Source organism: Glutamicibacter sp. NPDC090743 (assembly GCF_044769125.1).
Lineage (GTDB): Bacteria > Actinomycetota > Actinomycetes > Actinomycetales > Micrococcaceae > Glutamicibacter.
Genome location: NZ_JBIVXE010000002.1, coordinates 320,596 through 345,269, shown reverse-complemented (window position 1 = coordinate 345,269; position 24,674 = coordinate 320,596). Strand labels below are relative to the sequence as shown.

27 protein-coding genes, 1 pseudogene and 1 riboswitch are annotated in these 24,674 nt (G+C 61.9%); of the genes and pseudogenes, 13 read left to right on the top strand and 15 right to left on the bottom strand.

Going from position 1 to position 24,674, the window contains the following annotated elements; all coding sequences use genetic code 11:
• Window positions 1-1,431 (top strand): MmgE/PrpD family protein, encoded by a 1,431-nt coding sequence (locus ACIQTS_RS05065; protein WP_402471764.1) that lies wholly within the window; start codon window positions 1-3, stop codon window positions 1,429-1,431.
• The gene (locus ACIQTS_RS05060; RefSeq protein ID WP_402471761.1) at window positions 1,428-2,573 is read left to right on the top strand and encodes a flavin reductase; all 1,146 of its coding nucleotides are present in this window, start codon (window positions 1,428-1,430) and stop codon (window positions 2,571-2,573) included. The genes ACIQTS_RS05065 and ACIQTS_RS05060 overlap by 4 nt, the downstream gene beginning before the upstream one ends.
• Window positions 2,574-2,659: 86 nt before the next feature.
• On the opposite strand, the gene ACIQTS_RS05055 is transcribed toward ACIQTS_RS05060, so the two are convergent.
• Window positions 2,660-3,046: a nuclear transport factor 2 family protein gene (locus ACIQTS_RS05055; protein ID WP_402471759.1), complete on the bottom strand. Its 387-nt coding sequence runs from the start codon at window positions 3,044-3,046 to the stop codon at window positions 2,660-2,662.
• 213 nt (window positions 3,047-3,259) lie between these two features.
• On the opposite strand from ACIQTS_RS05055, the gene ACIQTS_RS05050 reads away from it, so the two are divergent.
• A complete protein-coding gene (locus ACIQTS_RS05050; RefSeq protein WP_105656457.1) occupies window positions 3,260-3,805 on the top strand; it encodes a hypothetical protein in 546 nt (181 codons plus the stop codon).
• Between the two features lie 79 nt (window positions 3,806-3,884).
• Here ACIQTS_RS05050 and ACIQTS_RS05045 read toward each other — a convergent pair whose 3' ends face one another.
• Window positions 3,885-4,967 carry a zinc-binding dehydrogenase gene (locus ACIQTS_RS05045; protein ID WP_105656456.1) on the bottom strand — a complete coding sequence of 361 codons (1,083 nt, stop codon included), beginning with the start codon at window positions 4,965-4,967 and terminating at the stop codon, window positions 3,885-3,887.
• A gap of 108 nt (window positions 4,968-5,075) precedes the next feature.
• Here ACIQTS_RS05045 and ACIQTS_RS05040 point away from each other — a divergent pair, with 108 nt between their 5' ends.
• Window positions 5,076-6,164: an alcohol dehydrogenase catalytic domain-containing protein gene (locus tag ACIQTS_RS05040; RefSeq protein ID WP_402471755.1), complete on the top strand. Its 1,089-nt coding sequence runs from the start codon at window positions 5,076-5,078 to the stop codon at window positions 6,162-6,164.
• 84 nt (window positions 6,165-6,248) lie between these two features.
• Here the strand turns inward: ACIQTS_RS05040 and ACIQTS_RS05035 are convergent, their stop codons facing one another.
• The 7 genes from ACIQTS_RS05035 to ACIQTS_RS05005 all read right to left on the bottom strand — a co-directional run bounded on the left by ACIQTS_RS05035 (window position 6,249) and on the right by ACIQTS_RS05005 (window position 12,216).
• Window positions 6,249-6,398, bottom strand: coding sequence for a hypothetical protein (locus tag ACIQTS_RS05035; protein WP_166650762.1), 150 nt, complete (start codon window positions 6,396-6,398; stop codon window positions 6,249-6,251).
• 119 nt (window positions 6,399-6,517) lie between these two features.
• Window positions 6,518-7,507 carry an ABC transporter substrate-binding protein gene (locus tag ACIQTS_RS05030; RefSeq protein ID WP_402471751.1) on the bottom strand — a complete coding sequence of 330 codons (990 nt, stop codon included), beginning with the start codon at window positions 7,505-7,507 and terminating at the stop codon, window positions 6,518-6,520.
• A gap of 43 nt (window positions 7,508-7,550) precedes the next feature.
• Entirely contained in the window at window positions 7,551-8,660 is a 1,110-nt protein-coding gene (locus ACIQTS_RS05025; RefSeq protein WP_402471748.1) for a zinc-binding dehydrogenase, read from the bottom strand.
• A 5-nt stretch (window positions 8,661-8,665) separates the two neighbouring features.
• A complete protein-coding gene (locus ACIQTS_RS05020) occupies window positions 8,666-9,472 on the bottom strand; it encodes an ABC transporter ATP-binding protein (RefSeq protein WP_402471745.1) in 807 nt (268 codons plus the stop codon).
• A 46-nt stretch (window positions 9,473-9,518) separates the two neighbouring features.
• Window positions 9,519-10,352, bottom strand: a complete 834-nt coding sequence (locus ACIQTS_RS05015) for an ABC transporter permease (protein WP_402471744.1) — start codon at window positions 10,350-10,352, stop codon at window positions 9,519-9,521.
• The gene (locus ACIQTS_RS05010; RefSeq protein ID WP_402471742.1) at window positions 10,345-11,121 is read right to left on the bottom strand and encodes an ABC transporter permease; all 777 of its coding nucleotides are present in this window, start codon (window positions 11,119-11,121) and stop codon (window positions 10,345-10,347) included. The genes ACIQTS_RS05015 and ACIQTS_RS05010 overlap by 8 nt, the downstream gene beginning before the upstream one ends.
• A gap of 90 nt (window positions 11,122-11,211) precedes the next feature.
• Window positions 11,212-12,216 (bottom strand): ABC transporter substrate-binding protein, encoded by a 1,005-nt coding sequence (locus ACIQTS_RS05005; RefSeq protein WP_332595029.1) that lies wholly within the window; start codon window positions 12,214-12,216, stop codon window positions 11,212-11,214.
• A gap of 200 nt (window positions 12,217-12,416) precedes the next feature.
• On the opposite strand from ACIQTS_RS05005, the gene ACIQTS_RS05000 reads away from it, so the two are divergent.
• The 3 genes from ACIQTS_RS05000 to ACIQTS_RS04990 all read left to right on the top strand — a co-directional run bounded on the left by ACIQTS_RS05000 (window position 12,417) and on the right by ACIQTS_RS04990 (window position 16,697).
• Window positions 12,417-13,925, top strand: a complete 1,509-nt coding sequence (locus ACIQTS_RS05000; protein ID WP_402471739.1) for an aldehyde dehydrogenase family protein — start codon at window positions 12,417-12,419, stop codon at window positions 13,923-13,925.
• Window positions 13,926-13,982: 57 nt separating this feature from the next.
• Entirely contained in the window at window positions 13,983-15,044 is a 1,062-nt protein-coding gene (locus ACIQTS_RS04995) for a CdaR family transcriptional regulator (protein ID WP_402471736.1), read from the top strand.
• A 291-nt stretch (window positions 15,045-15,335) separates the two neighbouring features.
• On the top strand, window positions 15,336-16,697 hold the full coding sequence (locus tag ACIQTS_RS04990; RefSeq protein WP_402471733.1) for a GntP family permease: 1,362 nt from the start codon (window positions 15,336-15,338) through the stop codon (window positions 16,695-16,697).
• A gap of 75 nt (window positions 16,698-16,772) precedes the next feature.
• Here the strand turns inward: ACIQTS_RS04990 and ACIQTS_RS04985 are convergent, their stop codons facing one another.
• Window positions 16,773-17,147 (bottom strand): hypothetical protein, encoded by a 375-nt coding sequence (locus ACIQTS_RS04985; protein WP_402471731.1) that lies wholly within the window; start codon window positions 17,145-17,147, stop codon window positions 16,773-16,775.
• Between the two features lie 274 nt (window positions 17,148-17,421).
• A riboswitch (SAM riboswitch) is annotated at window positions 17,422-17,512 on the top strand.
• 50 nt (window positions 17,513-17,562) lie between these two features.
• Between ACIQTS_RS04985 and ACIQTS_RS04980 the strand changes: the two genes are divergently transcribed.
• A complete protein-coding gene (locus tag ACIQTS_RS04980; protein ID WP_402471729.1) occupies window positions 17,563-18,789 on the top strand; it encodes an acyl-CoA dehydrogenase family protein in 1,227 nt (408 codons plus the stop codon).
• 28 nt (window positions 18,790-18,817) lie between these two features.
• The gene (locus ACIQTS_RS04975) at window positions 18,818-20,047 is read left to right on the top strand and encodes an acyl-CoA dehydrogenase family protein (protein ID WP_402471726.1); all 1,230 of its coding nucleotides are present in this window, start codon (window positions 18,818-18,820) and stop codon (window positions 20,045-20,047) included.
• A gap of 117 nt (window positions 20,048-20,164) precedes the next feature.
• Here the strand turns inward: ACIQTS_RS04975 and ACIQTS_RS04970 are convergent, their stop codons facing one another.
• Both ACIQTS_RS04970 and ACIQTS_RS04965 read right to left on the bottom strand, forming a co-directional pair.
• Window positions 20,165-20,947: an MBL fold metallo-hydrolase gene (locus tag ACIQTS_RS04970; protein ID WP_402472156.1), complete on the bottom strand. Its 783-nt coding sequence runs from the start codon at window positions 20,945-20,947 to the stop codon at window positions 20,165-20,167.
• Window positions 20,948-20,959: 12 nt separating this feature from the next.
• Window positions 20,960-21,181 (bottom strand): annotated as a pseudogene (locus tag ACIQTS_RS04965) (MBL fold metallo-hydrolase); the annotation flags it as partial.
• An 86-nt stretch (window positions 21,182-21,267) separates the two neighbouring features.
• Between ACIQTS_RS04965 and ACIQTS_RS04960 the strand changes: the two are divergent.
• Together ACIQTS_RS04960 and ACIQTS_RS04955 are read left to right on the top strand one after the other, a co-directional pair.
• Window positions 21,268-21,615, top strand: a complete 348-nt coding sequence (locus tag ACIQTS_RS04960; protein WP_402472143.1) for a YidH family protein — start codon at window positions 21,268-21,270, stop codon at window positions 21,613-21,615.
• On the top strand, window positions 21,615-21,941 hold the full coding sequence (locus tag ACIQTS_RS04955) for a DUF202 domain-containing protein (RefSeq protein ID WP_105656432.1): 327 nt from the start codon (window positions 21,615-21,617) through the stop codon (window positions 21,939-21,941). The genes ACIQTS_RS04960 and ACIQTS_RS04955 overlap by 1 nt, the downstream gene beginning before the upstream one ends.
• A gap of 169 nt (window positions 21,942-22,110) precedes the next feature.
• Here the strand turns inward: ACIQTS_RS04955 and ACIQTS_RS04950 are convergent, their stop codons facing one another.
• The 3 genes from ACIQTS_RS04950 to ACIQTS_RS04940 all read right to left on the bottom strand — a co-directional run bounded on the left by ACIQTS_RS04950 (window position 22,111) and on the right by ACIQTS_RS04940 (window position 23,141).
• Window positions 22,111-22,581, bottom strand: a complete 471-nt coding sequence (locus tag ACIQTS_RS04950) for a hypothetical protein (protein WP_402471723.1) — start codon at window positions 22,579-22,581, stop codon at window positions 22,111-22,113.
• A 79-nt stretch (window positions 22,582-22,660) separates the two neighbouring features.
• On the bottom strand, window positions 22,661-22,906 hold the full coding sequence (locus ACIQTS_RS04945) for a hypothetical protein (RefSeq protein WP_105656430.1): 246 nt from the start codon (window positions 22,904-22,906) through the stop codon (window positions 22,661-22,663).
• Window positions 22,899-23,141 (bottom strand): hypothetical protein, encoded by a 243-nt coding sequence (locus ACIQTS_RS04940; RefSeq protein ID WP_402471721.1) that lies wholly within the window; start codon window positions 23,139-23,141, stop codon window positions 22,899-22,901. The genes ACIQTS_RS04945 and ACIQTS_RS04940 overlap by 8 nt, the downstream gene beginning before the upstream one ends.
• Window positions 23,142-23,692: 551 nt before the next feature.
• On the opposite strand from ACIQTS_RS04940, the gene ACIQTS_RS04935 reads away from it, so the two are divergent.
• Both ACIQTS_RS04935 and ACIQTS_RS04930 read left to right on the top strand, forming a co-directional pair.
• Window positions 23,693-24,103 (top strand): DUF6069 family protein, encoded by a 411-nt coding sequence (locus ACIQTS_RS04935; RefSeq protein ID WP_402471719.1) that lies wholly within the window; start codon window positions 23,693-23,695, stop codon window positions 24,101-24,103.
• 98 nt (window positions 24,104-24,201) lie between these two features.
• Window positions 24,202-24,639 (top strand): DUF6069 family protein, encoded by a 438-nt coding sequence (locus tag ACIQTS_RS04930; protein ID WP_105656428.1) that lies wholly within the window; start codon window positions 24,202-24,204, stop codon window positions 24,637-24,639.
• The last annotated feature ends 35 nt before the right edge of the window (window positions 24,640-24,674 follow it).

Sequence of the window (24,674 nt, the reverse complement as noted above, 5' to 3'; positions counted from 1 at the left end):
ATGGCTAACCCGACGCCCGATGTGCTCGATGCGCTGCTCGAGCACCTGCTGGAAACCCAGTACGGCCAGCTGCCGACGGCCACGATCCAGCGCGTGAACCAGCGCCTGCTGGATTCGGTGGGCGTTGGGCTGGCAGGGCACCGCGCCGACGACATTGCCGGACTCATCGAAGCGGCGCAGGCCTGGGGCCACGGCGATGAAGCAACCGTGCTGGGTACCGGAATCAAGCTTCCGGCCACCTCCGCGGCCTTCGTCAACGCGGCCCTGATCCGCTCCTTCGACTTCGAGCCGGTGGAAGCCGAAGGCCCGGCCGGCAAGCAGGTCGCCGCCCACATCTCCGGAACCACCGTGGCCGTCGTGCTGGCCCTGGCCGAAGCCACCGGCGCCACCGGAGAAGAAGCACTGGCCGCGCTGGCGCTGGGCGATGACCTGGCAGCCCGCCTGGCCATCGCCGGCGGCTTCGACGTGTACTCGGGGCAGGATAATACCGGCACCTTGAATGCCCTGGCCGCCGCTGGAACCGCCAGCCGGATGCTGGGCCTGGACAAGGCGCAGGCACGCCATGCCATCGGCATTGCGGTCAACCAGGCTTCGGGCAATGTGGCGGCGATCTTCGATGGGGCCAACGGCTTCAAGCTGCCCATGGCCTTCGCCGCCCGCTCCGGAATTTCCGCCGCGCAACTGGCCAAAGCCGGCATGAAGGCGGCGGATGATCCGCTGACCGGCAAGCACGGCTACTTCCAGCTGTTCGGCATCGACGCGCAGCCGGAACTGGCGGTGGCGGATCTTGGCGTGAGCTTCCATGGGGACTGCACGATCAAGCCCTTTGCCAGTTGCCGGGCCGCGCAGCCTTCGCTGCAGGCCTGCGCGGAACTGGTGGCCGACGGCACGGTGGGCTACAAGGACATCGAATGCCTCACCGTCCACCTGAGCGAGCGGACCCTGAACGGATTCGTCGGGGCGCGCTTCGAGGCGGGGGACACCCGCACCGTGGCAGCCCTGTTCTCGGTGCACGCCACCGCGGCGATCGCCTTGATCCACGGAACGGTTCGCCCCGAGCACCTGACCGCCAGCGCGCTGGCGGACCCGGAGCTGGCGCAGATGCTCGGGCGCATCGAGCTAGCCGGCACCCTGCCCAACAGCCAGCGGCTGACGGCGGAGATCACTGCACGGCTGCGCAGCGGCGAGGTGCGCCACGTGCGCGTGGAGCACCCGGACGGAAACATCTTGCGCACACCCCTGGAGCATGACCAGGTAGTTGAGAAGTTCTCGAAGAATCTCGAGTTCTCGCATCCAGAACTGGCAGCACGCAAGGACGCGTTGCAGCACCAGCTCGAACACCTCGCCAGCGCACCGGATCTGACTGATCTGATGGCGGCGCTGGACCCCGCTAGAAACTTCACCCCGAATTACCAGGAGCAACTCCCATGAGCATCATCAACCTTGAATCGGTCACCCCAGTAGACATGAACACCTTCCGCAACGTCGTAGGCCACTTCGCCTCCGGTGTCACGGTGATCACCACGGCCGTGGACGGCCAGCTCTACGGCACCACCGCTTCGGCAGTGTCCTCCCTGTCGATGGAACCGCCAATGATGCTCGCTTGCCTGAACCGCTCCAGCTCCACCCATGACCGGGTAGTTGAAGCAGGCGTCTTCGGCATCAACATCCTGGCCGAGGACCAAGGCGCGCTGGCCTTCCACTTCGGCCGCAAGGGCGAGGACAAGTTCGCTACCGTGCCGCATACCTTCTCCGCGGAGGGCATCCCGCTGATTGACGGCGCATTAGCCACGATCGTATGCCATGTGGCCGAAACCCCGACCGGCGGTACCCACACCGTTTTCCTGGGACTGGTCAGCCACGCTGAAGCCCATGACCGCGAACCGCTGGCCTACTACCGCGGAACCATGGGCCGCCTCGAGCCCACCAAGGAGTTGGCTGCCTACCAGGCCACCCGCACCTGGGTGCTGCTGCGCACCAGTCCACTGGGCGAAGACCTCGACGTGGATGCCATCGCCGCGGCTTCCCGGGCCGACGCTGATCATGTAGCCAACGCGCTGGTGAAGCTGGAAAGCGAGCACCTGGTCTTCCGCACCGAAACCGGAAAATACCAGCCAAAGCCGATTACCGCAGAACTGACCGATTCGGCCTACGACTCGCGCGCCACCATCGAGTCCGGGGTGATCGCCTCGCACCTGGGCAAGATTTCCGAAGAGACCATTTCCAGCCTGCGCGAGATCACCGCGAAGCTGGCTGACCTGCGTGAGACTTCGGAATCCGACCTGGAAGAGTTCTTGGCCCTGAATGTCGCCTACCACGATGCTCTGGTTGGCGTTGCCGGCTCCAGCCAGCTGGTGGATTCCTTCCGCCGTTTGGGAATTGGCACCGTCTGGCGCCAAGCGCTGACCGCAGAGCAGTGGTCGCGCCAGCTGGACCACCGCCACGTTGCAGAATTGACCGAAGCGCTGGCTGCCGGTGACGCGCCAGCGGCCCAGGCAGCGCTTGCCGCGCACACCGAGTTCGGCAAGGGGCTGGCTCGTGAAGCAGTGGCCCGCCATGGCGGCCAGGTTTAGGCATTGAGGCGATAGCCACTGTGGAAAGGCGGCAGGTTGGAAGATCCAGCCTGCCGCCGTGGCTTTTAAAGCGTCGAAGTGCGGGCCTATTGCGCTGTGGCCCCGACAAAGAGGCGCACCTTCCACTGGCCGCCGGTCTTGGCCCACACCGTGCGGTTGGCAGTTGCCAGATGCTTTTCGACGCCTCCGGAAATCAGATGCATTTTCATGCTGCCTTCGACGACCACCACGTTGCCCTCCTGGGTAACGGACTCGAAGTCGTGGCTGAGCGCCAAATATTCGACGGCCCCGGAACCGAGCAGTTCCAGCAATGAGTCGCGGTCATCGACACGACCGGTGGAGTGGGTGTACTGCACATCCGGCTCAAGCAGGTTCCCCAAGGTTTCGAGGTCACGGGCGAGCATGGCCGAAAGGCGCCGTTCTTCTGCGATGCGCAGTTCCGATTCAAGTGCCGCAGGGTCAATAGTCGTCAACGGTGATGGCTCCTAAGTAGCGTTTGGTTCGTAGGCAATCTACCAATAAGCAGTGGCGATGTGCGGATATTAGCGAGTGCTTTTACTGGGTGAGATGGAGTTTCAGGGTTGATCCCAGAAGTGGAAACTATCAGCCGAGGGTATGAGCCGGGCACGGGATAGTTACCTCGCATCGCTGATTCCCCGGGCCGCGGAAATTTCTACGATGGAATCATGCTCAAGAAAAAGTACCTCGCCACTGGCGCGCTCGCCCTTCCCTTCGCTCTCCTGCTCACCGGCTGCAGCGGTTCTGATCTCTTCGTCGACAAGTACGATGAATCCACCACTCGAACTGCCAAAACTTCAGAGAAGGCCGTGGCCGATGGCGTGCTTCCCGACTGGGTTCCGTCCGGCGGCACCGACGTTCAGCTGGTCCAGCGCAATACCGGCGCTGAACGCATCTTCATGCTGAACTACGACGGCAAGCTGGACAGCGAACAGTGCAAGGCGCTGGAAACCGTTGGGAATCCGACCGAAGCCGAACTGGCCAAGGCCTACGCTTCTGACCCGCGCACCAAGAACCTCGAGCCTGACGAGATCTCAGCTACCCGCACCTTGGATGCCGACTGGTGGCCAGCCGATGGCCAAAGCGAGACGACTGATCTGTGCGGGCGCTTCTGGGTCCATCAGTCAGAGGGCAAGCTCTATGCCTTTGCTCCGGACATGGTTGCCCAGGTCCAAGCCATCGAGAAGGAGCGGGCCGCCAAGGAAGGCAAATAGAGGCTGGCCGCCACTAGCTGGGCTGCAGGCCGCGAACCAGGAAACTGGTTCGCGGCCTGCAGCTTGTTGCTCATGCGGATCAGAAGCGGATCACGCTGCGGGCGATGGACCCGGTTTCCTGCTTTGCATAGGCTTCGTTGATCTCGTCGAGCTGGATCTCCTGCGCCACCAGGTCATCGAGATTCAACCGGCCCTGCAGATAGAGCTCGGCGTAGTAGGGAATGTCATTGCGGACCGTGGAGGAGCCCATGTAGATGCCGTGGAGATTGCGCTGCGGGATCAGCAGGTCCAGCATGATATTCATTTCCAGCGGCTTGCCCTGGGGAATGCCGATGAAATACACGTGTCCGCCGGTTTTGGCGACTTCCAGGGCCTGGCGCTGCGTGGGGGCAATGCCGATGGCTTCGAAGGAATGGTGGACTCCGCGGCCGGTGATGGCGCGGATGGCGCTGACCACGTCTTCGGTGCCGCCGTTGATGACATGGGTGGCTCCGAATTTCTTGGCCAGCTCCAGCTTCTCTGGCTGCAGGTCAATGCCGATGATGGTCTTGGCGCCGGCCAGCTTGGCTCCCTGGATGACATTCAGGCCGATGCCGCCCAAGCCGATGACCGCGACGGTTTCCCCGGGAGAAACCTTGGCGGCGTTGAGCACCGCGCCCACGCCGGTGGCTGTCGCGCAGCCAAGCACAGCAGCCTGCGCGAATGGGATTTCCTTGGGCACCCTGACCAGCTTGTTCTGGTGCAGGACCGTGTACTCGGCGAAACCGGCCACGCCGAAGCCTTCTACGCGCTCGCCGTTGCGCGTCAAGCGTGCCGGGGTATCCGGTCCGCGCAGCGCATGCTGGGGATTCAAGCAGCGGTAGGTCGCTCCGTTGACGCATTCTTCGCAGCTCCCGCAGAAGCTGATTTCCGTGGCGATGACATGGTCTCCCACTTCGAAGTCGGTGGCTTCGGGGCCTAGCGCGATGACGGTGCCGGCCATTTCGTGGCCGACCACCATCGGCAAGGGGCGCCCGCGGTCTACGGTGGCAACTATGTGATCCGAGTGGCACAGGCCTGCGGCTTCGACCTTCACCAGAACTTCTTGCCCCCGCGGCTCGTCGACTTCGAGTTCCTCGATGCTGAAACCTTCGCCGATGGAGTTGATGACCGCTGCGCGCATTGCAGATCCTTCGTTAGATTCTTTTTATAAAAATGCATTATTTCTAATAGTATATTTTCATTAGTGTTCTGCGTCACCCCCTTTGCGCGACTATTTTCCGGAGGAAGCATGAAAGCAGCAGTCGTTTCTGAAGTTGCCGGCTCTTTTGATGTCCTGGACATCAGCATTGACAACCCCGAAGCCCATGAAGTCCTCATTGACGTGAAGGCCAGCGGCCTGTGCCACTCGGATTTGCACGTGGCGACGTCGGACATCGGCTTCCCCATGCCAGCGGTGCTCGGCCACGAAGTCTCGGGTCTGGTCGTGGGCGTCGGTTCGGCTGTCACCTCGCTCTCGGTGGGGGACCGCGTGGTGACTTCTCCAGTGCACAGCTGCGGGGTCTGCAAGGGATGCCGCACCGGCAAACCCTACCAGTGCCGCGTGCCCTCGCACACCGACCGCACCGCGCAGCAGAATCCGCGATTGTCCCTGGGCGGGCAGCGGCTCACCCAGTTCATCGGTGTTGGCGGCTTCGCGGAACAGGTGCTGGTGCATGAGAACACCGTCGTAAGGGTTCCGGACGCTATCCCGTTCGACCGCGCGGCGCTGCTTGGCTGTGGAGTGGTCACGGGTGCTGGCGCGGCTATTAATACCGCGCGCATCCGTCCAGGCGATACCGTTGCCGTGATCGGCGCCGGTGGTGTCGGGCTGAACGTCATCCAGGGCGCGAAACTGGCTGGCGCGACCCGCATCATCGCTATCGACCTGCAGCCGGCCAAGCTGGAGCTGGCCGAGGTCTTCGGTGCCACCGACGTCATCAACGGCGGGGAGGGCGATGCGGTGGAAACCGTCAAGCGGATTGCTGGCGGGGGAGTGACGCATGCCTTCGAGGTCATCGGCCTGCAAGCCACCAGCGAGCAGGCGGTGGCCATGCTGGAAATCGGCGGCACCGCGTACCTGATTGGCGTTCACAAGCCCGGCGCGCAGGTCAGCATCACCCCATTTGGAGACCTGATGGGACGCCAGAAGGGCATCCGTGGCGTGGCCATGGGGTCGAGCAATATCCAGGTGGATATCCCCATGTACGCCGAGTTGTATCTGCAGGGCCGTTTCAAGCTCGACGAACTGGTGTCAGCGCATATCAGCTTGGATGAAATCGACAAGGGATACGAGCAGCTGCGTGGCGGTGCGGTGGCCCGAAGCGTGATTACCTTCTAGATTTATCGACGCCGGTCGCTGAACGAAGCAAGGCCAGCAGTTCTATTTGAACCGCTGGCCTTGTTTCATGTTCTGGGGGTGCTGCTACTCTCCGGTCTGCGCGCGGCGCTGTATGCGCGTGGCGTACAAGACGCAGCCCAGCAACCCGATGAAGCTGAGCGCAACCGCCACGGACCCGGTGATGCCGGGCAGGTGCTGGTTCCAGGTCATGTTCAGGGTGACAAGCAGAGACACCAGAAATCCTCCGGTGAGGTAACTGATTGCCGAACTCATGGTGAACCTTCCGTGGGCAGAACGTGCTCCCGTGAGCCTAGCATCGCGCCAGTCGCTGTCCAAGGATTTGCCGGTGCTGGTTATTTGCGAGACGCGTGCTCCCAGAGCACTTCATCCACTGTTACGGGCTTGTCAATGAGCTCGAAGCGTGCCATTGCATCCAGGCCTGACTGGGAAGCCTCTGCATCGAACGCGGTGCCTGCCAAGGCGAACCGCGTTGGAGCTTTTTCCACCCGAATCTGGTTGACCTCGGCGTGTATCTTCTGCACTTCCTCGAGGTTTGCTGCATCGGAGTAGAACTCCACTGCCTCTTTCATGGCCGATACGAAGGCCTTGGCAGTATCTGGATTCGCACCGGCCCACTGGGAAGTGCTTAGCCACAAAGTGCCCGGCTGATTCCCCTGGTACTCGCGGACCGGGTTGCCCAAGGAGGGGAAGCCGGCCGCAATCATCTGGTGGTAGAAGACGTCGCTGGGGACGACCGCGTCAACGGTCCCGGTCTCCACCGCGGCCTGCATCCCGGCGTAGGGCATGCCCACTTCGCTGAACTCCTCGGCGCCCACCCCTGCGTCTTCCAGGGCTTGGAAGACCGGCAGATCGCTGCCGGTCTTCACGCCGATGACACCGATGGTCTTGCCCTTGAGATCGGCAAGCCTCGCAATCCCAGAGTCCTTGGCGACGAGCACTCCGGAGTTATCGACGTTCGGGTCGACCACGCCATTCGAAGCCAGCGCTTCGATCGGCAGGCCCTTTGACACGGAGGTGGCGACGTTGACCCAGGAACCGGTGGCGATGTCCACCTCGCCGGAGATAGCAGAAGCAATCTGGGCGGCGGGGTCTGCGCCATTGATGATTTCAACGTCCAAGCCATGGTCTTCGAAGAAGCCTTGGGATTCGGCGAGGTAAGCCGGCTCGAACTGGATGCCGGCCACCGAGACCTTCAGCGGGATCAAGCCGCCCGGTGTTTCGGCGCCTTGCCCAGCGTTGCCGCAAGAGGCCAAGGCCATGGTGGAAACGAGCAGGACCGCGGACAGGGGCAGGGCCCGGCGCGCGGAAGATGGAGTTCTCAAGATGGCCTCGTCGTGCTTGAAGGGGGTATGAAGTGGCAGGCAATCAACTGAAATCGGTGATGACCGAACGGGCAACGCCCTGCCCGGCCTTCATCGCTGCGAAGCCCTCGTTGATCTGCGAGATATGAAGTTCCCGGGCAACGAGCGCGTCGAGCTTGAGGCGCCCGGCAAGATAGTGCTCGGTGTATTTGGGGACATCACGTTGCGGGCTGGAAGAGCCCATATAGATCCCGTGCAGGCTGCGCTGCGGCCCAATGATGTCGGCCATGGCATCCAGCGGCAGTTGCGCGCCGGGCTTATGCAACCCGACCAGATAGGCATCCCCGCCTACACGGGTCATGCGCACCGCCTGCAAGCTGGTGGCCTGCAGGCCGATCATCTCGAAGGAATGATCCACCCCGCCGCCGGTGATTTCCTGGATTTTGGCGACAGCGTCTCCACTGCCGCCATTGATCGTGTGCGTTGCCCCGAATTCGCGGGCCAGTTCCAGCTTCTCATCGCTCAGATCCACTGCGATGATCTTCGAAGCGCCGGCGATCTGGGCGGCATTGATCGCGTTCAACCCGATGCCTCCAGCGCCAATGACTGCGACGGATTGCCCCTGGGCCACCTGGGCGGAGTTGAACACTGCCCCGGCACCGGTCAGCGTGGAGCAGGCCATCACCGCGGCTTGGGCGAAGGGCAACTCCTCGGGAATCCGTACTGCCTGGTTGGCATGCACCAAGGTGTACTGGGAAAATCCGCCGGTGCCGAACATCTGCATCACCGGCTGATCCTTGCAGCTGGCGCGCGGTGCTTGGCCGGCCGTGCGCAGCGTGCTGGGGCGGTTGGCGCAACGGTATTCCTGGCCCGAAAGGCACAGCGCACACTGCGCGCAGTACTGGATCAAGGCGGCCAGCACGTGGTCGCCCGCAGTGAAACCGCAGGCTTGGTTGCCGGTGCTGAGCACCACCCCGGCGACTTCATGGCCCAGCAGCAGCGGGGCGGGAAGGCCCAGATCCATGCCCGCCAGGTGGGCATCGGACTGGCACAGTCCAACTGCTTTGACTTCGATCAGCAATTCCGCGCCCAGCGGAGCATCAACGTGGATGTCCTCAATGCTGAAGCTGCCATCGCCGTGCCTTGCCAGTGCTGCCCGTGCGCTGAGTGCCATGGGGATCAGTCCTTGCGCAGGCGCACGAGGATCCGTGCGCGGGCCTCGGTGAAGCGCGGGTCAGCCTTGGTGGCCAGCTGGTCGCGGGTCTCGCCGAAACCGGTGACGATCTCGTCGACTACGGTGGCCGGCTTCTCCGCGATCACGACCACCTTGTCGGCCAGGTACAGCGCCTCGTCGATGTCGTGGGTGACTAACAGGATCGTCACACCCAGCTTGTGCTGCAAGTCCAGCACGAGGTCTTCGAGGTCGAAGCGGGTCTGCGCATCAACCGAGGCGAAGGGCTCATCCATGAGCAGCACCTTCGCGTTGTAGGCCAAGGCGCGGGCAATGGCCACGCGCTGCTGCATGCCTCCTGACATTTCCCAGGGGAACTTGCCGCCTTGGCCTTCAAGGCCCACGGCAGCCAGATGCTCATCGGCCAGCTTGTTGCGCTCGGCCTTGCCGATGCCCTTGCCCTGCAGCGGGAAGGCCACGTTTTCGCGGGTGGTCATCCACGGCATCAGCGAACGCGAGTAGTCCTGGAAGACCACGGCGAGATCGGGGTGCGGGCCGTTGATCTTCGTGCCGGAAACCTCGATGGTTCCGGCATTTGGCTTCAGCAAGCCGGAAAGGCATCGCAGCAAGGTGGTCTTGCCGACGCCCGAAGGGCCGACTATCGAGATGAATTGGCCATACTCCACGTCCAGATCCAAATTCTCCAGGATCTTGTTTTCGGCCGGGCCGGCGCCATAGCTCATGGACATGCCGCGAACCTTCATGAGCAACGGTTTGGTTTCCATGGTCGTTTCAACGGGTGCTTGGGTGGTCATGGGATTCTCCTTGGTCAGAAGATGGAAGGTCGGACGGAAACGGAGGCTACTGGGCGCCGGAGGCGTGGTACCAGCGCAGGATCCGTTTTTCGACGAGCACGAAGAGGATCGAGATGATGTAGCCGATGACACCGACCAGCAGTGCGCCGGCCCATGTCTCCGGAACCTTGAAGGTGGCCGAGGAATTCAGGATGTAGAAGCCCAGGCCTTCAATGGAGGCGAACATTTCCGAAACCACCATCACGGTGATGCCGATCGGCAACGCGACGCGGATGCCGGCCACGATCTGCGGGGTGGCACCGGGCAGGATCACGCGGCGGAAGTGCAGGCCGCGCGGGATGCGGTAGACCTTGGAGAACTTGCGCACCGTTGGCTCGATGCCCAGGATGCCATCGATGGTGTTCAGCAGGATCGGCCACATGCAGGCGAAGGCGATGGTGCCCATCTTCGGGCCCTGCCCCATGCCGAAGACGCCGATGATCATCGGAACCAGTGCTGCCTGCGGGACAGCGCGGAAGAAGTGGATGATCGGGTCAACGATCTTCAGCAGCAACGGGACTTCGCCCAGCAGCAGTCCGCCGCAGATGCCGAAGAAGGCAGCCAGGGCCAAGCCGACAAAGAGATTGGACAGCGAGTACCAGGCGCCGGAAATAATCACGCCGTTGCCCAGGTCGCGGACCAAGGCTTCGAGGATGGACTCCAGCGAGGGGACGAAGAAGTTCGTGGAGTTTGCCGAGCCGAACCACCAAGCCGCAACCACGGCAACGATGAGCCATGAAGAAACCAGTATCTTGCGTCCGGCGGCCGCCGAGGAACTCGGAGCCTTGGCCTTCGAAGCGCGTGATGGCACTGCGGGGGCGTTCAAAGTTGCGTTAGTCATCGTTCTGCCTCTTCCACTTCAGCAAACGGTTTTCGGCCTGTTGCAAGAGCAGGGCGACGGCCCATCCGGTCAGGCCGGCGAAGAACAGGTAGGCGAAGGCCAGATCCCAACGCTGCGCCTGCTGCATCAGCGTGATCTGGCGTCCAATGCCTGGTGCCTGGGAGATCACTTCAACGCCCACCGCCACCAGGATGGCGATGGCCGAGGAAATGCGCACACCGGTCGCGATCAGCGGCAGGGCAGAAGGCAGCAGGACCTTGGTGAAGCGCAGCATCGGCGGGATGCGGAAGACGGCGACGGTGTCGGCAACCGCGGCTTCCTGGCGGCGTGCGCCGTAGATGGTCTGGATCAGCACTGGCCACAGGCAGGACAGCGCGACGACGACGATTTCCATCATGGTGTTCGAGCCGAGCAGCATGATCACGACTGGCATCAGGGCCAGTACCGGGAACGAACGGCCGAAATCGATCAGAATCGAGGTGGAGTTGTCGAGGAAGCGAACTGATCCAATGACCAGGCCCAGGACGACACCCACGACCGAAGCAATGAGCCAGCCGGTGAGGGCTGCGAGCAGGGTCTTGCCTAGCCCGCCCCAGAAGGCCGCTTGGCCCAGGGCTTCGGCGATGGCAGAGAAGATCTTTTCCACGCCGGGGAGCATGGAGGGCATGGTTCCTGAGGCGATCACCAGTTGCCAGATGCCCAGCAGGGCGGCGATGGCCACGATGCGCAGGGTCCAGAGCAGACCCGGTGAAATCGTTGACTCTTTCATGGGAATCCTTGAGTAAGCAGTTGCAAGCTAGGGGTGCTGGTGGCGCCAGCGCAGGGGATGACGCCACCGGTTGGGCGTAGCGGACGTGGGCTACTTGGCGTCTGCCGAAGCCCGGGTAGGGGCTTCGTCCCAGAGCACATCTTCGACGATGACCTTGTTCTCGACCAGGCCGAAGTGGACCATGGCATCGATGCCGGATTGGGCTTCAGCCACGTTGAAGGTGACGTCCGCCGGGACGAAGGTCTTGGGCGCATCGGCTACATCGATCTGGTTGGCTTCGGCGTGGACCTTGCGGACTTCCTCCAGATTGGCCGGGTCCGAGTAGAACTTCACGGCATCCTGCATAGCTGCGTCGAACTTCTTGGCGGTCTCGCCATTCTGCTCCAGCCACTGCTTCTGCACGGTCCAAACGGTTACCGGCATGCTGGACTGGAATTCCTGTACCGGGTTGGAGATGGTCTGGTAGCCCTTCTCCGACATCTGGTGGTAGAAGGAGTCGGCAGGCACTACTGCATCCACGGTGCCTTGTTCCAGGGCCGCTTCCATGCCCGCGTAGGGAACAGCAACTTCCGTGACTTCCTTTTCTTTCACGCCGGCCGCTTCCAATGCCTGGAGCACGGGGATGTCGCCACCGGACTTCACGCCAACTACGCCAATGGTCTTGCCCTTCAGGTCTGCCAGTTCCTTGACCCCGGAATCCTTGGCCACCATGACGCCGGAGTTGTCGGCTTCCGGGTCGACCATGCCGTTGCCGCCAATGACCTGGATCGGAACACCTTGGGAGAAGGAGGTGGCAACGTTGATCCACGAGCCGATGGCAACGTTCACGTCACCAGAGACCACCTGGGCCAGCAGGGCGGCGGGGTCGGCGCCATTGACCAATTCAACGTCCAGGCCCTGGTCCTCGAAGTAGCCCTTCTCTTCAGCGATGCGTGCGGTTTCGAACTGGATCGGAGCAATGGCGACGCGCAGCTTCACCGGGCCGTCGGCGCTGGCCTCCTCGCTGGATCCGCACGCGGCCAGGGTGCCGATTGCGAGGGCAGAGACTGCGAGGCCGGAGAAGGCCTTCCGTGCAAAACGTCGTTTCGTGACCATAGGGATCTCCTTGAAAGCTTGGTGCCTAGGCGAAGGCTGCGAGTTGTCGACCGGGGTCGGCTCCCGGAAGAAGAAGTACATTGAGCATCAAAATGTATTCCTTGAATCACAATATATCTTTAGTATGATTGTGTGGCAAGACTCACATTCAAAATGATGCCAACGACGAAGCGCGCCGGGCAGACCAGGAGATACATTCCATGACAGCAACAGATCTTTCCGCCGTTCCGCTGGCTCAGCAGCTTCGCGCCGCTTTGGCGGCCACGCCCCTTCCGCTGGTGATCAATGGCCAGGAGGTCGCTGGCTCGGGGGAGAAGCTGCCGGTAACCGATCCCTCCACTGGCCAGCTGCTGACCGAGACGACGGCTGCCACCGCAGCGGACATCGACCGCGCAGTAGCTGCCGCCCGTGCAGCGTTCGAGTCCGGGCCCTGGGCAGAAATGACCCCGGCAGCACGCCAGCGGGCGCTGCACCGCTTCGCTGATGCATTGGAAGCGAACCTCGATGAATTGGCTACCCTGGAGTCCCTGAACTGCGGGAAGCCCTTCAACATCGCCCGCTTTGGCGAGCTGCCCGCGGGCATCGAGACCTTGCGCTACTTCGCCGGCTGGGCCACCAAGCTCAACGGCGAAACCCGCGATATTTCCCTGCCAGGAACCTGGCACGCCTATACCCAGCGCCAAGCCTTGGGCGTGGCCGCACTGATCGTGCCATGGAATGTCCCCTTCACCATTGCGCTGTCCAAGGTGGCTCCGGCGCTGGCGTCCGGCTGCACCGTCGTGCTCAAGCCCGCGGAGCTGACCCCGCTGACCGCCGTGCGCATGGCGCAGATTGCGCTTGAAGCAGGCATCCCGGCCGGTGTGCTGAACGTGGTCCAGGGCTTGGGGCCGGTGGCTGGCCAAGCGCTCGCCGACCATCCGGATGTCGACAAGCTCTCCTTCACCGGATCCACCGCGGTAGGCAAGAAGCTGCTGGCGTCGGCAGCGGGCAATCTCAAGCGGCTGAGCCTTGAGCTGGGCGGCAAATCCCCGGTGGTGATCTATCCCGACGCGGATCTGGACAAGGCCATTCCGGCCGCGGCCATGAGCATCTTCGGCAACTCCGGCCAGGTCTGCGCGGCAGGGTCGCGACTGTATGTCCACGAAGACATCGCAGACCAGGTCATCGAAGGCATCGCCGGATTCGCGAAGAACCTCAAGCTGGGCGCTGGCCTGGCAGAAGGAACCCAGCTGGGCCCGCTGATCTCCCAGGCGCAGCGCGAGCGCGTGCTGGGGTACATCGAGGCGGGCATCGCTGATGGCGCGGAACTCGTTGCCGGTGGCTTGGCCGAAGGCGAAGAAGGATTCTTCGTGCAGCCCACCGTGCTGAAAAATGTCAGTCCGGACATGTCCATCGCCAAGGATGAGATCTTCGGGCCGGTGCTCTCGGTGAGCACCTTCGGCGACGAGGATTCGCTGGCCGAGGTGCTGCGCCGGGCCAACGACACCGACTACGGTCTCAATTCGGTGATCTTCACCCAGGACATTTCCCGCGCGTTGACCTTCGCCAAGAAAATCCAGGCCGGCAACGTCAGGGTGAATACCGGTGCCGGCATGGATGCGAACATGCCGTTCGGCGGATTCAAGCAGTCGGGGTGGGGCGCGGAAAATGGCCGTGAAGGCATCGAGGCCTACACCTCGCTGAAGTCGGTCACCGTCAAGCTCGACTAGCGGCAATGTTCTAATCCGGGACTGCTTTGCGCAGTCCCGGGCCGATAGGATGAGCTCATGAGCGAAAAGGAGCAACCCCGGCTGGCTAGCGCGTTGGCGCAGAAAGTCGTCGACACGATTGCGCCGACCATCAACCGCAATGTGAACATCATGAATGCTCACGGAGTCATCATTGCTTCTACGGATGCTGCGCGTATCGGTACCCACCACGACGGCAGCGCAGAGGCGATCCGCCGCAACAACATCATCCGTGTCAACCAGGCCGACGGCTCGGCCGGAACCCAGCCAGGGGTCAATGTGCCGCTGGTGCTGAACGACCAGCTCTGCGGCGTTGTGGGCGTGACCGGAGCTCCCCACGAGGTGGAACCGCTGGCCGGCCTAATTGCATTGACCGTTCAATTGCTCTTTGCCCAGGAACGCGAGCACTCTCGCAGCGCGCGGCGCGAGACCGAAGCCCGCGACATTATTTCTGCGTTAATCGCCGGTCGCGTTGCACCTGAAGTGATCGACCGCTCGCTCGCAGCGCATGGTTTGCGCGGGCCGAAATGCATTGAAGCTTGGCTGCCCCGAAGCGTGGGGGATCCGTCGCTCGAAGAGCCGGCGAAGGATCATCACCGCACGTCATGGATTAGCCTTTCCGGCGCGTACTGGAGGCTTTGCGCTGCCAGCGAGACAGCTTTCGCTCCCGAGCGCATGGACCAGGAACGTTTCCTGGTCTCCGCGCCTGTCGAAAAGGCCGAAGATCTCATGGCCGAAACCGAAGTGCTGCGCGTATTGGTGGGCTATCCGGCACTCGTGCCATCCCACGCGCGGCGCCGTATGTGGAGCCGGGAAATTGCTGTGGCTATCGCCCGCACCCCAGCCCGCAGCCTGGACCATGCAGCTGCCCCAGCGATGCAGCTCAATGAGGAACAAGCCAGAACCCTGCTGGTCGTTGCGACAGCTGCTTCGATGAGCCAAGCGGCCACGGATCTGCATATTCACCGCAATACCTTGGTGCAAAGACTTGAGCGGATAAGCCAGGTCAGCGGCGTCGATATTCGGCGGTCCAGCGAATCCCTGAAACTCCAGCATGCCATCTACGCGAGAGTGGCCTTGGGCCAGCTGCATGTTTTCTAGGCCCTGGAAACGAAGGGAGCTGGCGCCGGGGCTGGGAAGGGTGGGGTGTTTGCACACATTGGCTCTTTCGAACCCAGGGAAATGTGGTCGTGTGCCCATAGGTATTCGGGGTCACTTTTCCTAGTATTGGCAAGATGATCGATCTTTGCGCCCGAAACCGGGGTGGCACGGTGGCATCTAGCCCAACGGGCAAAGCCTTGAGCAGCTTTGCCGATAGGGCTGGTCCACCCGTTGAGCCATTGCGGGCTGGGCGCATTGAACTACCGATATTGGCAAAGGAGCCAACCCGCCGTGTACGAACTGCTTGTTCTGCTGATCCTTGTTGTGGCCATCGTGATGGTCACAGCACGCTTGAAGATCAGCCCATTCCTCGCCCTCGTTGGCGCAGCTATCCTGGCGGCCTTCGCCTACCGGATTCCGCTGGCCGACGTGGCTTCGACGGTCACCACGGCCTTTGGCAGCACCATGGGAAATATCGGACTGGTGATCCTGTTCGGAACAATGATCGGTGTCATCCTGGAGAAATCCGGCGCCGCGATCTCCATGGCAGATGCGCTGATCAAGGTCCTCGGTACCCGGTTCCCCAACCTGACGCTATCGATTATCGGCTACATCGTTTCCATTCCGGTCTTCTGCGACTCGGGATACGTGGTGCTCAACTCGCTGCGCAAAGCCATCACCCTGCGTACCGGGGTCTCCGGGCTGGCAACTTCCATCGCCCTGATGACCGGCCTGTACGCGACCCACACCATGGTGCCTCCAACTCCGGGCCCGCTGGCCGCAGCCGAAAGCATCGGCATTGCCGATAACCTGGGCTTGATCATCGCTGTCGGATTGCCCGTTGCGGCCATCTCGGCACTTGCCGGCTTGGCCTACGCCAGCCGCTTCAACAAGTCCCAATGGACCCCGTTGCCAAGCGACGACCACAATGACATCTCCGAACTCGACTATGAGCAGCTGCGTGCAAGCTTCGGAAAATTGCCCAGCCCGGCGCTGGCCTTCATGCCGATCCTGGTTCCGCTGGTGCTGATCTGTGCCGCATCCATTGCGAAGCTGCCCTCGCACCCGATGGGCGAAGGCGCTGCCCTGGAAATCCTTTCCTTCCTGGGGACGCCAGTTATTGCGCTGATCTTCGGCTTGATCTCCTCGACTTTCCTTTTGAGCGGTGGCAGCAAGCTGGCGGTCTTCAATGAGCAGATGAACGAAGCTGTACGCACCGCTGCTCCGATCTTGCTGATCACCGGTGCCGGCGCCGGCTTCGGCGCGGTCCTGGCCGCGTCGGATCTGACCACGATTCTTTCGGATTCACTCAGCGGACTGGGCTTGGGCCTGGCTGTGCCATTCCTGATCGCCGCTGCACTGAAGTCCGCCCAGGGCTCGTCCACCGTCTCAATGGTGACCACTTCCGCGCTGGTCGCTCCGATGCTCGGCTCCCTGGGCTTGGGTTCGGAGCTGGGCATGGTGCTATCCGTATTGGCAGTAGGCGCCGGTGCGATGGTTGTCTCGCACGCCAACGACTCCTACTTCTGGGTCGTCTCGCAGCTCAGCCGCATTCCGGTGATCACCGCCTACAAGACCCTGAGCGTGGCTACCGCCATCCAGGGCACCGCGGGGTTCCTGACTGTACTGGTCCTGGGAGCCGTACTGCTTTAGCAGCACGCCTTCCAAGAAAGCAACGGATCGCGCCATCGGCAGATGGCGCGATCCGTTGCTTTAAGCAGTACTGGATTAGCCCAGGCCTGCCGCCGGGAAGCTCCGCGCGGCCTTATTCGCTGTGGCAGTCGAGATCACCAGCAACGCGATGGCGGCCAGGTAGCCGGCTCCGGTCGCGGCGAAGGCGAAACCGAATTGGCCCAGCAGGCAGAGAACTGCTGCGCTGGCCAATGCCGCCCAACCGGCCCAGGAAGCCGCGGCAAGCAGGGGCGCAGCCTGCTGATGCCCGGCGAGCCAGGCCCCATCGCTGGCCAAGGTGTGGCGCGTCTTGATGCCGATCGCCGCATTGCGAGCGAGCTTCCGGTCCCGTGCCATCGGGGCGAGGAACGCTGCGACCAGCGTTATGCTCAGCAACCCGAACATGAAGGCAATCACGCCTGCTGGATCCACTTGCCGCCTCTTCTGCCGATTGATCTTGAATGGCCATTCTATGCGGTCGCATGGAAGTGCCCTGATCCACGCTGTGTTCCCAATCGATGCCTGCGGGAACGCTCTTGAGATCCAGTTCCGGCATGCCAAGTGCGTCATGCGAAGGTCATATGACGTCTTATCTGCCCGTTTTCCGGCAGGGCGAAGGCGCGAAGATGACGTATTTTGTCCTGCTGTTCCTCCGCATGACAGCGCCCTTCCCGAGGACCTGCCAGTAATGCTTGACTCGGAGCACAACCCATCCAGAGCGGCTGAGAGGCCTGGCTCCGAGACGCCGCAGCAAGCCTGCACTCCGCAGGTAGTGCTAACGCCAGGTTCGATGGATCCGCAGATTTTCTGCATCCTTCGGAATCCATAGCCCAAGAGGAGAACGAAGATGACTGTACTGGATACCCAATTGCCGCGCGTGCCCTACACCGGCACTGCTGATGAAGCTGAACTGGCTCATTGGCGCGACGTCGCCCAGCAAGTAGCTGGCCAGCTGGCGGCTGACGCGCTCGAACGCGACCGAAAGAACGCCCAGCCTTTCGCCGAAGTGCAGCTGCTGCGCGAAGCCGGGTTGCTCAATCTCTTGGTGCCTGCAGAATTCGGCGGAGCCGGAGCCCATTGGGAAATGGCTTTCGAAGCGGTCCGCATACTGGCCGCAGCTGATGGCTCCATCTCGCAGTTGCTGGCTTACCACTACATCAACCAGTCCGGCATTGCGTTCTACGCCCCGGCAGAAGCGCAAGGGGCATGGTGGCAGCGCACCGTGGAAGGTGGCTGGCTCTGGGGCGATTCGGTGAATCCAGTTGATCCGGATTTGACGCTGAGCGCCGAAGGGGACGGCTACCGACTGCATGGAGCCAAGCGATTCTCCACGGGTTCCGGTGTTGGCGAGGTCATCGTCATCAACGCGCTGGTCCAGGGCGGAGAATACGACGGGCAGATTCTCGCGTTGGTTCTGCCACGCGATATCGATGGCTTGGAAATCGTTGACGACTGGGACTACCTGGGACAGCGGCTGAGCGCGTCGAATTCCTTGAAGTTCCACAACGTGCGGCTCGAAGCAGGGGACTTGCTGGGATTCGTCACCGATGAACCGGTCTCCACCCTGCTTACCCCCGGTATCCAGTTGGCCTTCGCCAACTTCTACCTGGGCATCGCCCAGGGAGCACTGGAGCGCGGCAAGCAGATCTTGCTGGGCCGCAAGAACGCCTGGCTGTTCTCGCAGGCAGAGACCTACTCGCAGGACCCGATCTTCCAGCGCACCGTCGGAGAGCTCAAAGCCCGCACTGCAGCAGTGGCGGCGCTGACCGAGAAGCTGGGCCGGAAATTCGATGCCCTGCTCTCGAAGGCCGGGGAAGTCACCCGGCCCGAACGAGCGGCGTTGGCCGTGGAAATTGCTGAAGCCAAGGTGGTCTCCACTGAGGTGGGAGTGGATGTGGCGAACCGGATCTTCGAGGTGACCGGTTCATCTTCGACTGCGAACTCGGTGGGTCTGGACCTGTACTGGCGCAATGTGCGCACCCATTCGCTGCACGACCCAGTGGACTACAAGAAGATCGAGGTCGGCGCCTACTTCCTGCGCGGAGAGTCCCAGCCGCTCTCGCTGTACACCTAAGAAAACTTCTCCCGGATTGGACTGAACGATGACTGTACTTGCAACTGGCAATCGACTCGCAGGACTCAAAAACCGCTTCGCACCGCTCTTCGCGCGCATTGCGCAGGGTGCAGCTGAACGCGACCGCACCGGCGAATTGCCCTACCAGCAGGTCGCGGACCTGGCTGCTGCCGGCTTTGGTGCGGTTCGGATCCCGGAATCGCACGGGGGTGCCGGTGCTACGCTGCCCGAACTCTTCGAGCTCTTCGTGGATCTCGCGGCCGCGGATTCCAATATTGCCCAAGCGCTGCGCGCGCACTTCGCCTTCGTCGAGGACCGTCTGGTTGCGGCCCCCGGCCCGGGGCGCGACAAGTGGCTGGCCCGCTTCGTGGCGGGAGAACTGGTGGGTAACTCCTGGACCGAGGTCGGCACCGTCAAGGTCGGGGACGTGATCACCAAGGTCACCCCGGACGGCGAGGGCGGATTCAAGATCAACGGCACCAAGTACTACTCCACCGGCTCGATCTTCGCCGACTGGCTCGATACCTACGCAGAGCGCACCGACACCGGAAAGCGCGTGATCGCCGCAGTCAACCGCCACCAGCCCGGCGTCGAGCTGGCCGATGACTGGGATGGCTTCGGCCAGCGCACCACGGGTACCGGCACCTCCACCTTCACCGATGCGATTGTCGCCGAAGAAGACCTCATCGACTTCGATACGCGTTTCAAGTACCAGACAGCTTTCTACCAGCAGGTGCTGCTCGCTGTTCTGGCCGGCTCCGCCAAAGCAGCCGAGCGCGACTTCGCCGCCGAGCTGAAGGCGCGCAAGCGGACCTTCAGCCATGCCGCGGCCAATCTGGCGGCCGAAGACCCGCAGCTGCTGCAGGTGATCGGCGAGGTCTCCGCGGCGGCCTTCGCTGCCGCGGCAACGGTGGAACGAGTGTCGACGGCATTGCAGGGAGCCTATGAAACTGCGCAGGCGCTGCACACCGGCGAGGTGACCGGGGATGAGGACGAAGCAGCCAACGATGCGGCAGAGCTGGCCAGCGCCCAGGCGCAGGTGGTGCTCACGCCATTGGTCCTCAACGCGATCACCCACGCTTTTGATGCGCTGGCCGCCAGCGCCACGAGCGTTACCAAGAACCTGGACCGGCACTGGCGCAATGCCCGTACCGCCGGCAACCACAACCCCTGGGTGTTCAAGGCGCGGTTGATTGGCGACCTGGCGGTCAATGGCACCGAGCTTCCGCGCGTGTGGGCGATTGGTGCATCAAAGTAGATTCCATGGTCTTGCGGGCCCAGCATCCTTTGCCGGTGCTGGGCTCGTGGTCGTCGGCCCGGGGCAATTGATCGACCATCGTTCCAGTCGCCTGACGGATAGCTGCCGGCCTTGGCCCTAGCGCACCTGGGTAACCGTGCCACTTGCGATATGGAAGATATCCAAGTCGCGGGGCACGAAGAGGCCGCCAGAGAACTGTTTCGAAACCCGCTGCCAAACTTCCATTCCAGATCCAGCGGGAACCAAATGATGCAGCGCCAAGTTCCGTGCTCCAGCCCGCTGGGCGATTCGACCTGCGTCTTCTGCGGTGGTGTGCGCGCGCCGATGATGTCCCATGCTCGCTTCCAGTTCGGAGGATGAGGCATGCGGGTAGCTACGAGCGATGGCCTCCAGATCAATAGCTTCATGGAACAGCAAGTCGCAGCCTTGGGACAGGCGCGCAAGATTTGCGCTTGGCGCTGTATCGCCGGAAACCACGACCGATCCATATCTCGAATCAAAGCGGAATGCGAATGCCGGAGCGATAGGTTGGTGCTGGACCAGGATAGCGCTAATTTTTACATGCCGATCAGCGTATATTTCAAAAGGCTCCATGTCCGGATGGTTGTTGTGGTTGGGGTGGAAGCCTGTGCCGGCGGGAATCTCGATATCTACGCCATGGAAAATATCCGAAATATCAGGTGCCGCCGAATCCCGTCGGCGATCGTTGAGATCTGTCGCATGGGCGCGCAGCAGCAAGTTGACCATGGCGTTGGTCCCGGGTGTGGGCGACTGCGGAAATATGGCTTCCGGTTCTTCGGACGCTGTCTGCATCGAGGGCAGCACTCCTCGATCACCCGGTCCGAAAACAGGAACCTGCCGACCCTCGGTGCCGCGGAACCCAAGGCCGCCCAGGACCATGACAGAATTCAGGTCAATGACGTGGTCTGAATGCTGATGGGTAATGAAAATTCCGCGCAGGGAAGTGGGGTGAATCCCGATCTCAGCCAGGCCCAAACCGACGCCATGGCCGCAATCCACCAAGTAAGCGTGGCCGTCCACAACGATCGCGGTAGAAATTCCGCGACGGTGACCGGTTCCTGGATCCGGCCTCAATAGCGGGCCGCCAGCAGTTCCAAGCGCCACTGCATGCATTCCGGTCTTCATCACTGGCTTCATCTGTCTCCTGTAGACGGGTTATTTCATCGGCAAGCTGATGCCATCATCCGCTTTCACGCTGGATATTGCCACGGGGCAGTGAGCCTGACCCGCGCTTCACGCTGGCCAACGAGCGCACCTTCTTGGCCTGGATTCGAACTTCGCTAGCCTTCCTCGCGGGCGGCACAGCGCTGGAGGCATTCGCCGCAGAGGCCTTCCCGTCGCCAGTTCGCACCTGGCTGGCGGTGCTGGTGATCGGCGTCGGCATCCTGATTGCCGCCGGTGCAGCCGTGCGCTGGGTCCGCGTGGAACGCAGCATGCGCACCGGCAGGCCGTTGCCGATTCCCGCCATTGTCCCGCTGCTGGCATTCGGTGCCGTGGTGGCCTCACTGGCAGCGATCGCCATGATTTTCTGGTCCCTCAGCTCGTGATGAAAGAGCCCATCGAGATCAGCGACCCGGGGTTGCAGCCAGAGCGCACCGTCTTCGCGTGGAACCGGACAATGGTTTCATTTCTCGTGGTTTCCGCGGTCTTCCTGCGCTGGCTTCCGCACTATGGCCTGGCCGTGATCCTGCTGATTGCGATATCTTCCTCGATGGCATTCGGGATTCTGCTCTCGCAGCGTGCCCGGTACCGGAAAATGGCGCAAGGCGTGAAGGCTGAACGCGTCAGCGCGGATGTTCTCGCCGTGCTGCTGACAACAGCGGTGCTGCTGGCTCTAGGCGCTTGCGCGATCATCCTTGTGCTCGGCGCCTAGTTCCGGGTGCTCGCCAGGCGCAGGTTTATCGAGGCTGCGGCAATAGCGGCCAGAGGAGTTGCGGGCGCGGCGCGAGTGCTGTTCCGGCCCTATTGCGAATGCCCGGGCCGGTGCAGCCAGTCCAGGCGCTCTAGCTGTACCGGTGCTGGGACCCGGATTTACCGAAGGGTCAGGGCCCACGGAGCTCGAGAATCTCCGCGGAGCTGAATGCTACCGATTCCGCGAGCTTTTGCACCGCTGCATAACGCTGTGACTCCGCATCGATTTCCTTGTGGAACTGGGAATTTCTTTCGTCCCTATCAGCCTCGAACTTCTTTCCGGCGAGAGCCAGCTCCCGGGCAATTAATGCTGCCAATCCGTCACGCAGTTGTTCCAGGGAGGTGTTGGAAATTTCCAATCTTCGGTTAGCTGCGCTCAGAACGGCATCAGGGTAGCCGGCGGCATCGAGTTGGCCGCGCATGAAATCGCTGGTCAAGAACTCTGTTTCCTCGGCTGCGGGCTGGCGGTTGAAAACGGCGGCAACCCGGTACGCGCCGGGCGCCTTGTCGCTGAGCAAAGTTCCCGGCAGAGAGTTCATGAGCACCGGGCCTATCTTCAGCGGCTGGTGCTTCTTGCCAAGAGTGCGGGAGAAGTCCATCATGGCTTTTCCTTTCCATGTCCGTTCCATGCCGTCGACCAGGGTGCTCTGCCGTGGGCAGCAGCGCCTGGCGCCAGCTCAGCTAGGCTTGCCGTAGGGTTGCTTGGCCCGTAGCAGGCAAGATGTCCACGCGGCGCTCTGGTCCCTGTAGTGGTTCTTGCGAACTGTAGGCAACCTTGCGCCATCCGCATGAGGTGCAGGTCCAGAGCACTTCACGCATCGTTACCAGCATGTCCTGGCGCTGGCCAGCTTCGTGGCCGCCTTCGTTGTCCCATCTCTTGAGCTGGTTTTGATCATCGACGAATCGACGGGTTTCTGTTTCAACCAAGGTATTTCTGTAGCACCTCGGACAGCTGTTCGGCTTGTTCATGACATTCCCTCCGTTGCTGCATAGTCGTTTTTATTGCCGCGCTCTGCCCTCGGTGCTGCAGTTCAAGGCCGGTTCCACGGGAAACGCCGTACCATTTCTTGAGTTGGGCATCGCGGGGACCGCGGCAGTTGTGCGCGTACTGCCGTTTTGCACTGTCGGCTTCAAAGGTGTTGTCCGGCTGTGCTGGTTGCATGATTCGCCACTAGCGGACCGAACCGGTCTGTGGGCTGCTGGAGCAAAACTGTGATTCGTTCCTGGCGGGCAACCCTTATCGGGCAAATGGAAGAAGGGCAAGGAAGCGGGCAGTTAATTCGAGCCGCCTCGATAAAGATCCCGGTTCAACACTGCTGCGTTAATCTGAACGCCGTCCTCGGCAATGAGGAGGGCACAAAAGCTCTACGCCGGTAGGAAGTGCTTCCGATGACGGCATTTCTACGGAAGTTAGATCCAATTCCAGTCTACTCCGGTTTCCCGGTTGTGGACCGGAAAATGGCCAAGTGAAGCGACGAAGGGTGCCCGCGGCTGCAACGGCTTGTGTTGCCGAGGGGCGTCACCCTGTCGCGGTCCGGGCCATGGCGCGGGAGGCCAGCGGAAACCGCCATCGGCTAATGCGGGGCCCGATCTTGAATGTTCCGGAGTTCGGGGTCCAACGGGCGGGAATGCGCGTACAGTGAAAATACCGGTCCAGCTCGAATTCGCTGTAAAAGGGGATGATTCGCGATGCAGGCTGACGCTAGATTCAAGATGCCGTTCAATTTCGCCCAGGTGGTTATTGCGGCTTTCGGAGCCATGGGGCTTAGCACCTTGGCCTATTTTGTTGCCAGGGTTATCGGCGCATCCATGGAGTACTCCGGCGGCTTATTCCGGAACCTGGATTTCATCCACATCGTGCGATTCACTGCCCTGCCCATTCTCATTTTCGGCTTCCTGACCTTCTTGATCGGCCGGGCCAAGCCGGGCTTCTGCCGCATCGCCCAGTGGGTCGGCGTTGCCGCCGTCTTGACCTCAGCGGTGGTGCAGTGGTTCTTCGCCGAGGACTGGGGGACGGCGCTGACCCTGGCGATTATGCACCTGGTTGTTGCAGCGTCTTGGTATATCGCGGTGAACTACTCGAATAGGAAGTTCAACGAGATCGCGGCCCTGGAAAACCTATAGCCCTGCTAAGTGTCGCGGTTCTCACGGGCTCCTGAGAGCCGTGGCACAGGCACTCGGGAATAGAATAGTTGCGAACTATCAACAATTCTAGGAGTGCCATGACGTCTCAGGGACAACCCAATAGCCCATTCAATTTCATTCAGGTGATTATCGGTGCGCTGGGTACCAGCTACCTGAATGTCATCATTTTCTTCCTGTCTGGCGCCGCTGGGGCATCCCGCCGGATTGGTCCTAATTCAACTGATGTTGTCGCCTTTGACCACCTGTTGCAGTTCACGTTGATCCCGATTCTGTTCTTCGGCCTGGTGGTCTTCCTGATCGGACGGGCAAACAAGGGCATTTGCAAGATCGCGCAGTGGGCTGGCTTGCTCATCGCGGTAGTCTCGATCGTTTTCCCGATCATGAACGCAGCAGATGCCGCTACCGCTGTGGGCCTGTCCCTGATCCATATCGTGACCGGTATCGGCTGGTTCTTCTCGGTGCACTACGGCAACAAGGAGCTCCACGTTCCTTCCAAGGACGTAGCGCTCGTCTAAGCACGAAAAGCAAAACCTCGCAGAGCGATCAGCAA

Bases quoted from the DNA above. Each gene is read 5' to 3' on its own strand.
- ACIQTS_RS05065 (WP_402471764.1), top strand. From the start codon at position 1: ATGGCTAACCCGACGCCCGATGTGCTCGATGCGCTGCTCGAGCACCTG.
- ACIQTS_RS05060 (WP_402471761.1), top strand. From the start codon at position 1,428: ATGAGCATCATCAACCTTGAATCGGTCACCCCAGTAGACATGAACACC.
- ACIQTS_RS05050 (WP_105656457.1), top strand. From the start codon at position 3,260: ATGCTCAAGAAAAAGTACCTCGCCACTGGCGCGCTCGCCCTTCCCTTC.
- ACIQTS_RS05045 (WP_105656456.1), bottom strand. From the start codon at position 4,967: ATGCGCGCAGCGGTCATCAACTCCATCGGCGAAGGTTTCAGCATCGAG.
- ACIQTS_RS05040 (WP_402471755.1), top strand. From the start codon at position 5,076: ATGAAAGCAGCAGTCGTTTCTGAAGTTGCCGGCTCTTTTGATGTCCTG.
- ACIQTS_RS05025 (WP_402471748.1), bottom strand. From the start codon at position 8,660: ATGGCACTCAGCGCACGGGCAGCACTGGCAAGGCACGGCGATGGCAGC.
- ACIQTS_RS05020 (WP_402471745.1), bottom strand. From the start codon at position 9,472: ATGACCACCCAAGCACCCGTTGAAACGACCATGGAAACCAAACCGTTG.
- ACIQTS_RS05015 (WP_402471744.1), bottom strand. From the start codon at position 10,352: ATGACTAACGCAACTTTGAACGCCCCCGCAGTGCCATCACGCGCTTCG.
- ACIQTS_RS05010 (WP_402471742.1), bottom strand. From the start codon at position 11,121: ATGAAAGAGTCAACGATTTCACCGGGTCTGCTCTGGACCCTGCGCATC.
- ACIQTS_RS05005 (WP_332595029.1), bottom strand. From the start codon at position 12,216: ATGGTCACGAAACGACGTTTTGCACGGAAGGCCTTCTCCGGCCTCGCA.
- ACIQTS_RS05000 (WP_402471739.1), top strand. From the start codon at position 12,417: ATGACAGCAACAGATCTTTCCGCCGTTCCGCTGGCTCAGCAGCTTCGC.
- ACIQTS_RS04995 (WP_402471736.1), top strand. From the start codon at position 13,983: ATGAGCGAAAAGGAGCAACCCCGGCTGGCTAGCGCGTTGGCGCAGAAA.
- ACIQTS_RS04980 (WP_402471729.1), top strand. From the start codon at position 17,563: ATGACTGTACTGGATACCCAATTGCCGCGCGTGCCCTACACCGGCACT.
- ACIQTS_RS04975 (WP_402471726.1), top strand. From the start codon at position 18,818: ATGACTGTACTTGCAACTGGCAATCGACTCGCAGGACTCAAAAACCGC.
- ACIQTS_RS04970 (WP_402472156.1), bottom strand. From the start codon at position 20,947: ATGGTCCTGGGCGGCCTTGGGTTCCGCGGCACCGAGGGTCGGCAGGTT.
- ACIQTS_RS04955 (WP_105656432.1), top strand. From the start codon at position 21,615: ATGAAAGAGCCCATCGAGATCAGCGACCCGGGGTTGCAGCCAGAGCGC.
- ACIQTS_RS04950 (WP_402471723.1), bottom strand. From the start codon at position 22,581: ATGATGGACTTCTCCCGCACTCTTGGCAAGAAGCACCAGCCGCTGAAG.
- ACIQTS_RS04940 (WP_402471721.1), bottom strand. From the start codon at position 23,141: ATGCAACCAGCACAGCCGGACAACACCTTTGAAGCCGACAGTGCAAAA.
- ACIQTS_RS04935 (WP_402471719.1), top strand. From the start codon at position 23,693: ATGCCGTTCAATTTCGCCCAGGTGGTTATTGCGGCTTTCGGAGCCATG.
- ACIQTS_RS04930 (WP_105656428.1), top strand. From the start codon at position 24,202: ATGACGTCTCAGGGACAACCCAATAGCCCATTCAATTTCATTCAGGTG.